Source organism: Pseudomonas sp. PAMC 25886, assembly GCF_000242655.1.
Lineage (GTDB): Bacteria > Pseudomonadota > Gammaproteobacteria > Pseudomonadales > Pseudomonadaceae > Aquipseudomonas.
On the sequence record NZ_AHHC01000069.1, the window covers coordinates 101,330 to 115,938 of the forward strand.

Here is a 14,609-nt window from a genome sequence, read left to right on the forward strand (position 1 = left end):
TAACGAGGTTAAGTGATGACTATTTCTGTTAGTTACGAAGCTGCGCTCGGTGCTTACTCCGTCTCGGACTACCTGACCGACTGGGCACTGGGGTTCAACACTGCGGGTCACGGCAGCAGCAACACCGGCGGCTTCAGCAACGGCTCCCTGAGCGGCGACCAGTATTCGACCCACGGCGCCAACAATTCCGACTACGCCTTCATTGCCGACAGCAACACCAGCAACGGCCTGCACTACGTATTCAACCCGGCGCTGCCAGCCAGCCACAACGAAAACCACTACCTGTGGGGCAACCTGGATAACGTTCAACTGGGCACCGGCCTGGGCGGCGGCAATGGCAGCGACTTCACCCTCGATGCGTTCAAAGTGGCGTTCAACGGCCTCGACCTGAGCGCGGCACAAGGTGCAGGCCGCGTCGGCAACGACGTTCAGAACGTGATCTACAGCCTGATGCAAGGCAACACCTCGGCACTGGAAACCGTGCTCAACAACCTGCTGGACGACTTCGGCCTGTCCACCGCCAACACCTTCGACGAGATCTCGGCCGGCCTGGCAGCACACGCTACGGCAACCACCACCGACGTCGCCCTGGTAGGCGTGCAGGACGTTGCACAGGACTGGGCACTCGCTGCCTGACTTTGCTGCGCAATGAAAAAAGCGAATGGAAGGTCACTCTCCCATTCGCTGCGTAAACCCCGTCGTCGCCGTGAGTTTCGAAGGCCAGGGCGACGGCGGTGACAAATTCTGCGGAGCGGCGCGCGGCGTGTCAAACGCGGGCGGCGCTTCCCGATTTCCCCCATGAGAATCCCTCGATGCGCCATGCCGGCAACGAAACCCTGGCCGCTCTCACGGCCTATAAAAGTGGCTTCCTCAACATTGGCCTGTTTTCGGCAGTGATCAACCTGTTGATGCTGGCCCCGGCGCTGTACATGTTGCAGGTCTACGACCGGGTGCTGGCCTCCGGCAACCCGATGACCCTGTTGATGCTGACGCTGATGATCCTTGGCTTGTTCGGCTTGATGGGCGCGCTGGAGTGGGTGCGCAGCCAGGTGGTGATCCGCCTCGGTACACAGATGGACATGCGCCTGAACCAGCGGGTGTACGACGCCGCGTTCGAGGCGCAACTCAAGGGCAGCACCCAGGCGGCAGGGCAGGCGTTGAGCGACCTGACGACCTTGCGCCAGTTCGCCACCGGCCAGGCGCTGTTCGCATTTTTTGATGCGCCGTGGTTTCCGGTGTACTTGCTGGTGATCTTCCTGTTCCACCCTTGGCTCGGCGTCCTGGCGCTGGCCGGTGCGCTGATGCTGATGGCGCTGGCGTGGGCCAACCAGCACATCTGCCAGGCCCCGTTGACCCAGGCCAATCAGCTGTCGATCAGCGCCAGCCAGCAGGCCACGGCCAACCTGCGCAATGCCGAAGCCATCGAAGCCATGGGCATGCTGGCAACCCTGCGTGCGCGCTGGTTTGCCCAGCACCAGGCGTTTCTGGCGGCGCAGAACCTGGCCAGTGAAAAGACCGCCGCCATCAGTGCCTGGTCCAAGGGCGTACGCCTGGCGTTGCAGTCATTGGTCCTCGGTTTGGGCGCATTGCTGGCGGTGCAGGGGGCGATTACGCCGGGCATGATGATCGCCGGCTCGATCCTGATGGGGCGGGTACTGAGCCCTATCGACCAACTGATCGGCGTTTGGAAACAGTGGAGTTCGGCGCGCCTGGCCTATGAGCGTTTGACCCTGATGCTGGCGGCCAACCCGGCGCGCACCGAGCGCATGAGCTTGCCGGTGCCCAGCGGCCAGTTGACGGTCGAGCAGGTAAGCGCGTGTGCGCCCGGCAGTCGTCGGCCCGCGTTGGCCAACCTCGGGTTCAGCCTGCCTGCCGGTGACGTGCTGGGCGTGATCGGTCCTTCCGGTTGCGGCAAGTCGACCCTGGCGCGGTTGCTGGTGGGGGCCTGGACGCCGATGGCCGGCAAGGTTCGGCTGGACGGCGCGGACCTGGCGCAATGGGACAAGCAGCAACTCGGCCCGCACATTGGGTATCTGCCCCAGGACATCCAGCTGTTCGCCGGCAGCATTGCCGACAACATCGCGCGTTTCGACAGCGTGGATTCGGACAAGGTGCTCGCTGCCGCGCAAATGGCCGGCGTGCATCAACTGATCCTGCAGTTGCCCCAAGGCTACGACACCCCACTGGGGGAGGGCGGTGCCGGGTTGTCCGGCGGGCAGAAGCAACGTGTCGCGCTGGCGCGGGCGCTGTACGGCTTGCCTGCGCTGATCGTACTGGATGAGCCCAATTCCAATCTCGATGAGGCCGGCGAGCAGGCCTTGCTCCATGCCATCACCTTGCTCAAGGCGCAGCGTCGCACGCTGGTGCTGATCACCCACAAGACCCCTGTGCTGGCGTTGACGGACCAATTGCTGATCCTGCGGGACGGCCAGTTGCAGGCGTTCGGGCCCACGGCGCGGGTGTTGGAGGCCACGCAGAAACCGGCGGCCGCGCCGCCCAAACCGGTGTCGGCGATGAGCATGAGCTACCGCCTCGGTGAAGGAAAAAAAGCATGAGCCGACCTGTGCTTGTCACGGACAACAGCGTGCCGCCGGTGAACAACGTGCTGGCGCTGGACGATAAAAAATACGCCCGCCTGGGCTGGTTGCTGGTGCTCGGCGGGTTTGCCGGGTTCCTCGGCTGGGCCGCGCTGGCGCCGTTGGACAAGGGCGTGGCGGTGTCCGGCAAGGTCATGGTGTCGGGGCACCGCAAGACGGTGCAGCACCCGTCGGGCGGGATCGTCGAGCGGATCGAGGTGCGCGATGGCGAGGTGGTGAGCGCCGGCCAGGTATTGATCCGCCTGAAGGAAACTCCGTTGCGCGGGCAGATGCAGTCTTTGCGCAGCCAGTTCATTGCGTCCCAGGCCAGCGAAGCGCGCTTGAGTGCCGAGAGCGAAGGCTTGTCGGCCGTCGTTTTCGGCCCCGAACTGCTGAACGAGCCGGAGGCCGCCGCCACCTTGAGCCTGCAACGGCAACTGTTCAGCAGTCGCGCCCAGGCCCTGGCCACGGAGCAGCAAGGCCTGCGGGAAACCATCGCCGGGGCTGAGGCACAATTGCGCGGCACCCGCGAATCCCAGGCCAGCAAAGTGCTGCAGCGCACCGCGATGAATGAACAACTGCAAGGCCTGCGCGAGCTGGCGCGGGACGGCTACATCCCGCGCAATCGGCTGCTGGAAAATGAACGGCTGTATGCCCAGCTCGACGGTGCGATTGCCGAGGATTTCGGCCGCATCGGCCAGTTGCAACGGCAAGTCCTTGAACTGCGCCTGCGCATCCGCCAGCTCGGCGAAGACTTCCAGAAAGACCTGCGCAGCCAACTGGCCGAAACCCGCACCCGCAGCGACGACTTGCGCAACCGGCTGGCCTCGGCCGAATTCGAACTGGCCAACAGCCTGGTGCGCGCGCCGGCGGCTGGCGTGGTGGTGGGGCTGGACGTGTACACCGAAGGCGGCGTGATCAAGCCCGGCCAGGCGCTGATGGACATCGTGCCCCAGGGTGAACCACTGCTGGTGGAAGCGCGGGTGCCGGTGCAGATGGTCGACAAGGTGCACCCGGGCTTGCCGGTGGAGTTGCTGTTCTCGGCGTTCAACCAGAGCACCACCCCACGCATTGCCGGTGAAGTGACGCTGGTGTCGGCCGACCGCCAGGTCGACGAGCGCACCGATGAGCCGTATTACACCTTGCGCGCCCAGGTCAGCGCAGCCGGCATGCGCCAGCTCGACGGCTTGCAGATTCGCCCGGGCATGCCGGTGGAAGCGTTCGTCAAAACCGGTGAGCGCTCGATGCTCAACTACCTGTTCAAACCCTTGCTGGATCGGACTCACATGGCGTTGGTGGAAGAATGAAGGCGCTGTTATTCGGTCTGTGTTTTGCCTGCAGTGGATCGGTCCAGGCGCTGGGATTGCTCGACGCCTATGACTTGGCCCTGCGCAACGACCCGACGTTTCAGGCGGCAATCCAGGAGCGCGAGGCCGGCGAGGAAAACCGCATCATCGGCCGCGCCGGGCTGTTGCCGAACCTGTCCTGGAGCTACAACAACTCGCGCAATGAATCCGAAGTTACCCAGTCGACGGCGGTGGGCAACGTCACCAGCGACCGCGATTACCGCAGCTATGCCTCGACCCTGACCCTGCAACAACCGCTGCTCGATTACGAAGCCTATGCGCGCTATCGCCAAGGTGCAGCGCAGGCGCTGTTTGCCGATGAACGCTTTCGCGGCAAGAGCCAGGAACTGGCCGTGCGGGTGTTGAGCGCCTACAGCCAGGCGTTGCTGGCCCAGGAGCGGATCGAGCTGAGCCGCGCCCAGAAACGCGCGTACGCCGAGCGCCTGCAACTCAATGAACGGCTGCTCAAGGGCGGCGAGGGCACCCGCACCGATGTGCTGGAAACCCAGGCACGCCTGAGCCTGGCCCAGGCCGAAGAAATTGAATCCCTGGACACTCAGGACGCAGCCTTGCGCGAGCTGGAAGCGATTGTGGGCCAGCCGTTGCAGATAGAAGAGTTGGCGCCGCTGACTCGACAGTTCGAGATCCCGCCGCTGGAGCCCAACCGTTTCGAGACCTGGCGGGAAATGGCGATGGCCAACAACCCGGAGCTCAAATCCCAGCACCATGCGCTGGACGTCGCCGAATACGAAGTGGAGCGCAAGCGCGCCGGGCACATGCCCAAGGTCAGCCTGTATGCGAGCAGCCGCCAGACCAGCTCGGATTCGGAAAGCAGCTACAACCAGAAGTACGACACCAACAGCGTCGGCATCCAGGTCAGCCTGCCGCTGTTCGCCGGTGGCTCGGTGTCGGCGTCGACGCGCCAGGCGGCCAATCAACTGTCCCAGGCCCAATACGAACTGGACGCGCAAACCGCCAGAACGCTGATCGAACTGCGCAAGCAATTCAACCTCAACACCAGCGGCGCGGCCAAAGTGCGGGCGTATGAAATGGCGGTCAGCTCGGCCACGGCCTTGGTGACGGCGACCAAAAAAAGTGTGACCGGCGGTGAGCGCGTCAACCTCGACGTTCTGGACGCCGAGCAGCAACTGTTCACGGCTCGGCGTGACCTGGCGGATGCACGGCATGCATACCTGCTGGCGCGGATACAGCTGAAGTATTTCGCCGGGTTGCTGAACGAGCAGGACCTGCGGGCGTTGGCGGGGTATTTCCAGCCATCGGCATGAGTGGTTACAACCCGGCATTCGACGGGTTGTTCGTGGTTACTAATCTGTGAAACAGCTTCGGGGCATGGAGCCGGTTGTCGGGTGCATGAGGAAAAGTGTTACCTGACGGAAAATAACCTAACGGATGGGTTACGATGAAAGTAGGCACTTACAAAGGATGTGTGATTGCGGTGTTTCTCAGGGATGAGCATTGCCCGCCTCATGTGCATGTGGCGGGCAAGGAATGGGATGCGCGGTTTCGTTTCAGCTTTCTGGATGGGCATGTGGCGTTGTGGGACGTAGACCCCGAACGGCGCCGGCCATCGATGTCGATTCTTGAAGGAATTCGCTACACCCTGATGCAACCGCATTACCTGGCGCGGGCACGCCGGATCTGGTGGGAAAAACTGCAAACGGTTTGTCTGGAGAATCACTCCTGGGATTGGGAAGCCAGCGAGGTGTTGCCTGGGTTGATCATTCAGCGCGGTGTCTATGTGATCGCACGTGCCCGGCACGATGTCGTGGGGCAGAAAACAATTTTGAATCTGGTCAGGGCACCGGGTTTTGTGGAGATCGATTTATGAAAAAAATCGTAAAGGCCAAGGTTCTACCGTATGTACCGATTACCGAGGCCGATATCGATAAGGCCATCGACCGGGGACGCAGGTCGAAGCGTTTGTACGCCAACGCCAGCAACGTGCGGTATGAGAATGACAGCATTTCCATTGGCTTCAGCGACGGCAGTCGGATCCTGTTGCCGGTGGCGGGGCTGCCGGAGTTCAAAGGGTTTACCTTGCAGGATTTCCAGCAGTTGGAGGTGGGTTTTGGCGGAAAGGCGCTTTGCTGTGAGGGTCAGGACCTGGATGTCTCCATCACGGGCCTTATCGCCACCAGCCAGCCGTTAATGGCCCTGGCTACAAGCCTGGTCGCCTCCAGCAACGGTCGCAAGAGCAGCGCCGCCAAATCCGCGGCCGCCCGAGCCAATGGCAAGAAGGGCGGCCGGCCACGCAAGGAGGTGCTGGAGGACGGTGATTCCACTGATACATGAGGATCCCATGTGAGAGCCGGCCAGCTCCCACATGGGATATTTTCGGTGTCCTGGGGACTTACCGCCGAGTCAGCAACACACCCGATTCCATGTGGTGCGTCCACGGGAACTGGTCAAACATCGCGCACTGGGTAATCCGGTGTGTGTCATGCAGTTGCGCAATGTTCGCCGCCAACGTCTCCGGGTTGCAGGAGATGTACAGGATGTTCTCGAAGCGTCGGGTCAGCTCGCAGGTGTCCGGGTCCATGCCGGCACGCGGCGGGTCGACGAACACGCTGCCGAACTCGTAGCTCTTGAGGTCGATGCCGTGCAGGCGCCGGAACGGCCGCACTTCGTTCAAGGCTTCGGTCAGTTCCTCGGCAGACAAGCGCACCAGGGTGACGTTATCCACCGCGTTTTCATCAAGGTTGCTCAGCGCCGCGTTCACCGAAGTCTTGCTGATCTCTGTGGCCAGCACTTTGCGTACGCGGGTGGCCAGGGGCAGGGTGAAGTTGCCGTTGCCGCAGTACAGCTCCAGCAGGTCATCACTGCGATCGCCGAGGGCTTCGAATGCCCAGTTGAGCATCTTCTGGTTCACCGTGCCGTTGGGCTGGGTGAACGCGCCTTCCGGCTGGCGATAGCTGAAGGTGCGACCGCCGACATCGAGTTTCTCGACCACGTAATCGCGGCCGATCACGTCACGCTTGCCCTTGGAGCGGCCGATGATGCTCACGTTCAAATCAGCCGCCAGCTTGTTCGCGGCGGTGTGCCAATGCTCGTCCAGCGGGCGGTGATAGCACAGGGTGATCATCGCGTCGCCGGCCAGGGTGGTGAGGAACTCCACCTGGAACAGCTTGTGGCTCAGGGCGGCGCTGGCTTGCCAGGCGGCCTTGAGCTGCGGCATCAACTGGTTGATGCGCAGGCTGGCAATCGGGAATTCTTCAATGAGGATCGGCGTGCGCTTGTCGTCCTGGGAAAACATCGCGTAGTGACGTTCACCCCCTTCACGCCACAGGCGGAACTCCGCCCGCAGGCGGAAGTTCTGCAAGGGCGAGTCGAAAACCTGCGGCTCTGGCGCGTCGAACGGCGCCAGCAGGTCACGCAAGCGCGTGACCTTGTCTTGCAGTTGAGCGGTGTAGCTTGCGGCGTCAAAAGTCATGCGTTGAACCAGCCCAGCTTGATCACAAACAGAATCGACAGGATCACCAGCGCCGGGTTCAGCTCACGGTAGCGGCCCGAAAGCAGCTTGATGGCGGTCCAGGCGATGAAACCGAAGGCAATGCCGTTGGCGATGGAATAAGTGAATGGCATCGCCAGGGCGGTGATCACCACCGGCGCGGCGACAGTGATGTCGTCCCAGTCGATTTCGGCCAGGCCCGAGGTCATCAATACGGCGACGAACAGCAGCGCCGGCGCGGTGGCGAAGGCCGGTACGCTGGCCGCCAGTGGCGAGAAGAACAGCGCCAGCAGGAACAGGATGGCGACCACGACGGCGGTCAAACCGGTACGGCCACCGGCGCTCACGCCCGCCGCCGATTCGATGTAGCTGGTGGTGGTCGAGGTGCCCAGCAGAGAGCCGGCCATGGCCGCAGTACTGTCGGCGATCAGCGCACGGCCCATTTTCGGCATGTGGCCGTCCTTGCCCATCAGGCCTGCGCGCTTGGCGACGCCGATCAGGGTGCCGGAGTTGTCGAACAGGTCGACGAACAGGAAGGCGAAGATCACGCTCACCAGGCCGATGTCCAGGGCGCCTTTGATGTCCAGTTGCAGGAAGGTCGGGGCCAGCGAAGGCGGCATCGACATCACGCCGCCGAACGGGGTGAAACCGAGCACGATGGAGACGATGGTCACCACCAGGATGCCGATCAACACCGCGCCGCGCACTTTCAGGGCTTCCAGCGCCACGATCAGCGCGAAGCCGAGGGTGGCGAGGATCGGTGCCGGTTGTTTCAGGTCGCCCAGGCCCACCATGGTGGCCGGGTTGCTGACCACGATGCCGGCGTTATGCAGGGCGATCAGCGCAAGGAACAGGCCGATGCCCGCCGCAATCGCCGAACGCAGCGGCAACGGGATGCTGTTGATGATCCATTCACGGATGCGGAAGATCGACAGCAGGAAGAACAGCACCGCCGAGATGAACACCGCACCCAGCGCCACTTGCCAGGTGTGGCCCATGTGCAGGACGACGGTGTAGGTGAAGAACGCGTTGAGGCCCATGCCCGGTGCCAGGGCAATCGGATAGTTGGCGATCAGGCCCATCACGGTGGAGCCGATGGCGGCTGCCAGGCAAGTCGCGACAAAGACCGCACCCTTGTCCATGCCGGTCTCGCCGAGAATGCTCGGGTTGACGAACAGGATGTAGGCCATGGCCAGGAAGGTGGTGACGCCCGCGAGAATCTCGGTGCGCACATTCGTATTGTGTGCCTTGAGTTGAAACAGCTTTTCCAGCATGCCTGCTCCCTGTGACGCTATTTTGCGTCGTTATTTGTTGACCTCTAAGTCAAAGCACAAACTGCGCCAAGCGCCTGTGGTTCCAGAGAGGATCGGAAAAAGCGGCGCATCATACCAGCAGCCGAGGGCCAGTGGCGCATAGGCTTGATCATGGCCTTGAGGCATACTGCGCCGACGTTTATTACAGGGTCATCGACAGCATGAAAAAAGCCAGCGCCTGGAGTCTAGCTCTGTTCGGTTGTATCGGCCTGTGGCTCGGTGCAGCACCGGCGTGGGGCGCGCCTGCACCGGCGTTGAGCGAGGTGCGGGTGTTCAAGGTGCAGTCGGCCAATTGCACTGAAACCATCCCAGAGCGGGCGGCCAGCACCCAGATGTGCACGCACCGCGGGCAAACCTTCGTGTATGTGATGGAAGTCGGCCTGGGCAACAGCTCCCAGGCGTTTTTCGATGGCGCGCCGGTGTCCGGCAGCAGCACCGCCATCTGCCAGGTCGGCGCCATCAGCCAGGCGTGCAGCGGCGCCGGCACGTTGATGGGCTACATCTATACGTTCCAGCTGGATATCGAAGCCGGCGGCACGTTCCAGTACAGCAACACCTCGATCAACCCGCCGCGCAACCAACTGGTCACCACCCTCAGCATTCGCTGATCACCACCCATCAATTGCCTTGAACGCTCATAACCCCGGGAAGTCGTACCGCTAAGACGGCGACTTCCCTGAACGCCGCGATTGCACACCAATCCGTGAGGTGTTTATGAGCGCGACCCCCAACGGCGCGGCGGCCAAGCCGTTCGTCAGCCATCCGATACGCCTGACCCTCAATCGCCAAGACCTTCAGTTGGACGTATTGCCCTGGACCACCCTGTTGGACCTGCTGCGCGAGCAACTGGACCTGACCGGCACCAAGAAGGGCTGCGACCACGGCCAGTGCGGCGCCTGCACGGTGTTGCTCAACGGTAAGCGGGTGAACGCCTGCCTGACCCTGGCGGTGATGTGCGACGGCGCCGAGTTGACCACCATTGAAGGCCTGGCCTCGGGCGAAGACCTGCACCCGATGCAGCAGGCCTTTATCAAGCACGACGCCTTCCAGTGCGGCTACTGCACCCCGGGGCAGATTTGCTCGGCGGTGGGCCTGGCCCGCGAAGGCCGTGCCCACGACACCGCGCAAATCCAGGAACTGATGAGCGGCAACCTGTGCCGGTGCGGCGCCTACAACAACATCCGCGATGCCATCGAAGAAGCCTTGCCCGCGTGCCGCACGCAGGGAGGTGAGCAATGAATCCCTTCCACTACAGCAAGCCGGCCGACGTGCAGGAGGCGGTGCACCTGGTCAGCCCGGCGTCGCGTTTTATCGCCGGTGGTACCAACCTGCTGGACCTGATGAAAGAAAACATCAGCCGCCCCGAACACCTGATCGATATCACCGGCCTGCCGCTTCGCGACGTTGAAGAAACCACTGAGGGTGGCTTGATGATCGGCGCCCTGGTGAGCAACGCCGACCTGGCCTGGCACCCCTTGATCGAGGAGCGCTACCCGCTGCTGTCCCAGGCCATCCTCGCCGGTGCCTCACCGCAATTGCGCAACATGGCCAGCACCGGCGGCAACCTGTTGCAGCGCACCCGTTGCTACTACTTCTATGACGCCGCCGTGCCCTGCAATAAGCGCGAGCCCGGCAGTGGTTGCCCGGCGCGGGTCGGTTTGAACCGCATCCACGCGATCCTCGGGGCCAGCGACCAGTGCGTCGCCACCCATCCCTCGGACATGTGCGTGGCCCTGGCTGCCCTGGATGCCCGGGTGCATGTGCAAGGCCGTGGCGGTGCACGAGTCATCGAGTTTGCCGATTTCCACCGCTTGCCGGGCGACGCGCCCGAGCGGGATAACCAGTTGGCCGACGACGAACTGATCATCGCGATCGAGTTACCGGCCGACCACCTGGCTGCCCACAGCCACTACCTGAAAATCCGCGACCGGGCGTCCTATGCGTTCGCGCTGGTGTCGGTTGCGGCTGCGCTGGAATTGGACGGCGATGTGATCGTCGACGCCCGGCTGGCCCTGGGCGGCGTCGCCCACAAACCCTGGCGCGACCGCGCGGTGGAAGCGGCGCTGATTGGCCAATCCGTCAGCCGCGAAACCTTCAGCGCCGCCGCCGAAGCCCTGCTGCTGGACGCCGAGCCTTTGGAGCACAACGGCTTCAAAATCAAACTGGCGCGCCGCGCGATCATTCGCGCCCTGAGCGATGCCGCTGTTGCAGGAGCCACGTCATGAGCGCGATCGGCAAACCGTTGGACCGGGTGGACGGTCTGCTCAAGGTCACCGGGCACGCGCGTTATGCCGGTGAGTTTCCCGAAGATGGCCTGCTGCACGGCAGCGTGGTGTCGAGCAACATTGCCAAGGGGCGCGTCATTCGCATTGATGCGTCCAAAGCCCTGGCGCTGCCCGGTGTGGTCATGGTGCTCGATCACCTCAACCGCCCGAAACTGGCGAGCTACGATGACAGCTACGCCGACGCCGATGCCGCCGACGGCTCGCCGTTTCGCCCGCTGTATAACGACCGTGTGCTCTACAGCGGCCAGCCGCTGGCGTTGGTGATCGCCGATAACCTGGAACTGGCGCGCCACGCCGGCTCCCTGGTGGAGATCGAATACGCCGCCGAGCCCTCCGAGACCGACCTGCTGGCCTTGCAAGACCAGGCGCACCCGTCGCCGCAAACACCGCCCAAGCCCCGCGGCAACTTCCAGGCCGAATGGACCGGCGCCGCCACCTGCCTGGATCTGCACTACAGCACGCCCATCGAACACCATAACCCGATGGAGCCCCACGCCAGTACCGTGCTGTACCAGCCGGACGGCACCCTGCATATCCACGACAAAACCCAGGGCCCGCAGAACTGCCAGGCCTACGTGCAGAAAGTCTTCGGCCTGGATAAAAGCCAGGTACGGATCTTTGCCGCGTTCGTCGGCGGCGCGTTTGGTTCCGGCTTGCGTCCGCAGTACCAACTGCCATTGGCAGTGATGGCGTCCCTGGCGTTGAAGCGCTCAGTACGCGTCACCCTCACGCGCCAACAGATGTTCACCTTCGGCTACCGCCCGCGCACCTTGCAGCGCCTGCAACTGGGCGCTGCCGCCAATGGTCGCTTGCTCGCGCTGGGGCACACCGCCATCGGCCAGACCTCACGCTTCGAGGACTTCAGCGAACACGTGGTGGAATGGAGCGGCATGCTCTATCACTGCGACAACGTGCTGTTGACCTACAAGCTGGTGCCGCTGGATGTGTTCACACCGTTGGACATGCGCGCCCCCGGCGCGGCGCTTGGGGTGATCGGCCTGGAGTGCGCCATGGACGAACTGGCCTGCGCCCTGGGCATCGACCCGGTGCAGTTGCGGCTGATCAACTATGCCGAGCGCAATCAGAATGAAGACAAGCCCTGGTCCAGTAAGGCTTTGCGCGAATGTTACAGCGAAGGTGCCGAACGGTTCGGCTGGAGCCAGCGCAACCCGGAACCACGGAGCATGCGCGATGGCCGCCAGTTGATCGGTTGGGGCATGGCCGGTGGCGTGTGGGAAGCCCTGCAAATGAAGGCCAGCGCCAAGGCGCGCATCGACCACCTCGGCAAGCTCACGGTCAGCAGCGCCACCACCGATATCGGCACCGGCACCTACACGGTCATGGCCCAGATTGCGGCTCAGGCCAGTGGTGTTCCGGTAGGCGACGTCACATTCCTGCTGGGGGATTCGTCACTGCCGACGGCGCCGTTGCAAGGTGGCTCGTTTACCGTGTCGTCGGTGGGCAGCGCGGTGCAGCAGGCGTGTGAGGCGCTGAATGCCAAGCTGTTGGACATTGCGCGCAAGACGTATCCGGCCTTTAGGGACGCCGAGTCGGCGCGGTTCGAAAATGGCCAGTTACATGCCGGTGACCAGCGCATCTCCCTGGCGCAACTGGTGCAGGACAGCGGCGAGCAGGCGCTGGAAGTGCAGGTGGATTGCGAGCCCGACAAGAAACGCGAAGGCTATGCCTCAGCCACGCATTCGGCGGTGTTTGTCGAAGTGCGGGTGGATGAGGACCTGGGCACCATCAAGGTCAGCCGGGTGGTCAGTGCGATTGCGGCGGGGAGGGTGGTCAATCCGAAAATGGCCCGCAGCCAGATCCTCGGCGGGGTGGTCTGGGGGATTGGCATGGCGTTGCATGAAGAGACCCAGATTGATCATCAATTGGGCCGCTACATGAACCACAGCCTGGCCGAGTACCACATTCCGGTAAACGCCGATATTGGCGAGATTGACGTGCTGTTTGTCGAAGAACACGACGAAATCGTCAACGCCCTGGGTTCCAAGGGCGTTGGCGAGATCGGGATAGTCGGGGTGGCGGCGGCGGTGGCCAACGCGGTGTATCACGCCACCGGCAAGCGGGTGCGGGACTTTCCCGTCACCCTCGACAAGGTGTTCTAAACCTTGGTGTCTTGCGCCGGCACATGCATGCGGTCGCGGTTGGCCAGGGTCGGGAACAGTTTGATCCAGACCCCGGTCACCACCAGCGTACCAATCCCGCCCATGACCACGGCGGGCACGGTGCCGAACCAGTGGGCGGTGATCCCTGACTCGAACTCGCCCAACTGATTCGACGCGCCGATAAACAGCCCGTTCACCGCACTCACCCGGCCGCGCATTTCATCCGGGGTTTCCAGCTGTACGAACGAAGCACGGATCACCATGCTGATCATGTCGGCTGCGCCCAATACCACCAGCACCGCCAGGGAGAACCAGAACGAGGTCGACAGGCCGAACGCAATGGTGGCGACGCCAAACACCCCAACCGCCGTAAACATGATCCGCCCCACATGCCGGTCTACCGCAAACCGCGCGAGCCACAGGGACATGACCAGCGCCCCGACCGCCGGTGCCGAACGCAGCAGCCCGAGCCCCCACGGCCCAGTCAGCAGAATGTCCTTGGCAAACACCGGCAACAGGGCCGTGGCACCGCCCAGCAGCACGGCAAACAGGTCCAGGGAAATCGCCCCGAGGATGTCGGGCCGGCTGCGAATAAAGCGAATCCCGGCCAGCAACGAGTCCATGGTCGCCTTGGCCTTGTTCAACGGCGTCTGCCGTGCCGGCAGGTTCAGGGTCAGCACGCAGGCGATCAGGTACAGCGCCACGGTCGGGCCGTATACCCACACGCTGCCAAAAGCGTAGAGCAAACCGCCCAGGGCCGGCGCCACGATGGTTGCCAATTGCTGGGCCGATTGCGACGACGCCACCGCGCGGGGAAACAGTGCGGTCGGCACGATGCTTGGCAGCATGGCCTGGGTGGTGGGCATTTCAAACGAGCGCGCTGCGCCCAGCAGGAACGCCAGGATAAAAATCATCTCGCGGGTGACGTTGCCGGTCAGTCCGCCGATTGCCAGGGACAGTGCGATCAAGGCCTGTACGGTCTGGCAGATGGCGGCTACCTTGCGCCGTTCGTAGCGGTCGGCCACATGGCCGGTGTGCAGCATGAACAGCACCCGTGGTACGAACTCCACCAGGCCGACCAGACCCAGGTCCAGCACGTTGCCGGTCAGTTGGTAGAGGTTCCAGCCGATGGCCACGGTGAGCATCTGGAAGCCGCTGGCGGTGAAGATCCGCGCCAGCCAGAACGCGATGAAAGGGCGGTGGTGACGTAACAGCAGCGCGGGTTCACTGGGCATCGGGGAGACAGGTCTGGGTGGGGGGAAAGTGAGGTTATCACCAACTTGTAACCAATAGTTGCGTAGGAGGGGTGGGAGGGGGGATATGTACAGCTGACGGGGTACATATCCGTTTCTTCGGTAACGGCGGCTTATGGTTTCGCTCTTACAGCGACTCACTTTGGAAGAGCCCCAAAGTAAGCAAAGGGCTCTGCCCCGCCTGTCGGCACCTCGCTAGGGCTCGGTGTTCCCTCACTCCGGCTGAGACTGCCAAGGCACACAGGGG

The 14,609-nt window shown here is 63.2% G+C and carries 13 protein-coding genes; 10 read left to right on the plus strand and 3 right to left on the minus strand.

Going from position 1 to position 14,609, the window contains the following annotated elements; all coding sequences use genetic code 11:
• Positions 1-15: 15 nt before the first annotated feature.
• The 6 genes from MUM_RS0123745 (at position 16) to MUM_RS0123770 (ending at position 6,235) form a co-directional block, all read left to right on the plus strand.
• Positions 16-636, plus strand: a complete 621-nt coding sequence (locus MUM_RS0123745) for a heme acquisition protein HasA (RefSeq protein ID WP_003215551.1) — start codon at positions 16-18, stop codon at positions 634-636.
• A gap of 176 nt (positions 637-812) precedes the next feature.
• The gene (locus tag MUM_RS0123750) at positions 813-2,555 is read left to right on the plus strand and encodes a type I secretion system permease/ATPase (RefSeq protein ID WP_010174868.1); all 1,743 of its coding nucleotides are present in this window, start codon (positions 813-815) and stop codon (positions 2,553-2,555) included.
• Entirely contained in the window at positions 2,552-3,883 is a 1,332-nt protein-coding gene (locus MUM_RS0123755; protein ID WP_010174870.1) for an HlyD family type I secretion periplasmic adaptor subunit, read from the plus strand. Before MUM_RS0123750 ends, MUM_RS0123755 begins: the two co-directional genes overlap by 4 nt.
• Positions 3,880-5,208, plus strand: coding sequence for a TolC family outer membrane protein (locus MUM_RS0123760; protein WP_010174872.1), 1,329 nt, complete (start codon positions 3,880-3,882; stop codon positions 5,206-5,208). The genes MUM_RS0123755 and MUM_RS0123760 overlap by 4 nt, the downstream gene beginning before the upstream one ends.
• Positions 5,209-5,342: 134 nt before the next feature.
• Positions 5,343-5,771, plus strand: a complete 429-nt coding sequence (locus MUM_RS0123765) for a hypothetical protein (RefSeq protein WP_010174874.1) — start codon at positions 5,343-5,345, stop codon at positions 5,769-5,771.
• Entirely contained in the window at positions 5,768-6,235 is a 468-nt protein-coding gene (locus MUM_RS0123770; protein ID WP_010174876.1) for a DUF2442 domain-containing protein, read from the plus strand. The genes MUM_RS0123765 and MUM_RS0123770 overlap by 4 nt, the downstream gene beginning before the upstream one ends.
• A 58-nt stretch (positions 6,236-6,293) precedes the next feature.
• Here MUM_RS0123770 and trmA read toward each other — a convergent pair whose 3' ends face one another.
• A complete protein-coding gene (trmA, locus tag MUM_RS0123775) occupies positions 6,294-7,373 on the minus strand; it encodes a tRNA (uridine(54)-C5)-methyltransferase TrmA (RefSeq protein ID WP_010174878.1) in 1,080 nt (359 codons plus the stop codon).
• Positions 7,370-8,665 carry an NCS2 family permease gene (locus MUM_RS0123780; RefSeq protein ID WP_010174880.1) on the minus strand — a complete coding sequence of 432 codons (1,296 nt, stop codon included), beginning with the start codon at positions 8,663-8,665 and terminating at the stop codon, positions 7,370-7,372. Before MUM_RS0123780 ends, trmA begins: the two co-directional genes overlap by 4 nt.
• 200 nt (positions 8,666-8,865) lie before the next feature.
• Here MUM_RS0123780 and MUM_RS0123785 point away from each other — a divergent pair, with 200 nt between their 5' ends.
• From MUM_RS0123785 to MUM_RS0123800, 4 genes are all read left to right on the plus strand, one after another.
• A complete protein-coding gene (locus MUM_RS0123785) occupies positions 8,866-9,312 on the plus strand; it encodes a DUF4879 domain-containing protein (RefSeq protein WP_010174882.1) in 447 nt (148 codons plus the stop codon).
• Between the two features lie 106 nt (positions 9,313-9,418).
• The gene (locus MUM_RS0123790) at positions 9,419-9,943 is read left to right on the plus strand and encodes a (2Fe-2S)-binding protein (protein ID WP_010174884.1); all 525 of its coding nucleotides are present in this window, start codon (positions 9,419-9,421) and stop codon (positions 9,941-9,943) included.
• A complete protein-coding gene (locus MUM_RS0123795) occupies positions 9,940-10,929 on the plus strand; it encodes an FAD binding domain-containing protein (protein ID WP_010174887.1) in 990 nt (329 codons plus the stop codon). Before MUM_RS0123790 ends, MUM_RS0123795 begins: the two co-directional genes overlap by 4 nt.
• Positions 10,926-13,109 (plus strand): xanthine dehydrogenase family protein molybdopterin-binding subunit, encoded by a 2,184-nt coding sequence (locus MUM_RS0123800; protein WP_010174890.1) that lies wholly within the window; start codon positions 10,926-10,928, stop codon positions 13,107-13,109. Before MUM_RS0123795 ends, MUM_RS0123800 begins: the two co-directional genes overlap by 4 nt.
• Here MUM_RS0123800 and MUM_RS0123805 read toward each other — a convergent pair.
• Complete coding sequence (locus MUM_RS0123805; RefSeq protein ID WP_010174892.1) at positions 13,106-14,344, minus strand: MFS transporter; 1,239 nt, start codon at positions 14,342-14,344, stop codon at positions 13,106-13,108. The two genes, MUM_RS0123800 and MUM_RS0123805, sit on opposite strands and share 4 nt — an antisense overlap.
• Between the last annotated feature and the right edge of the window lie 265 nt (positions 14,345-14,609).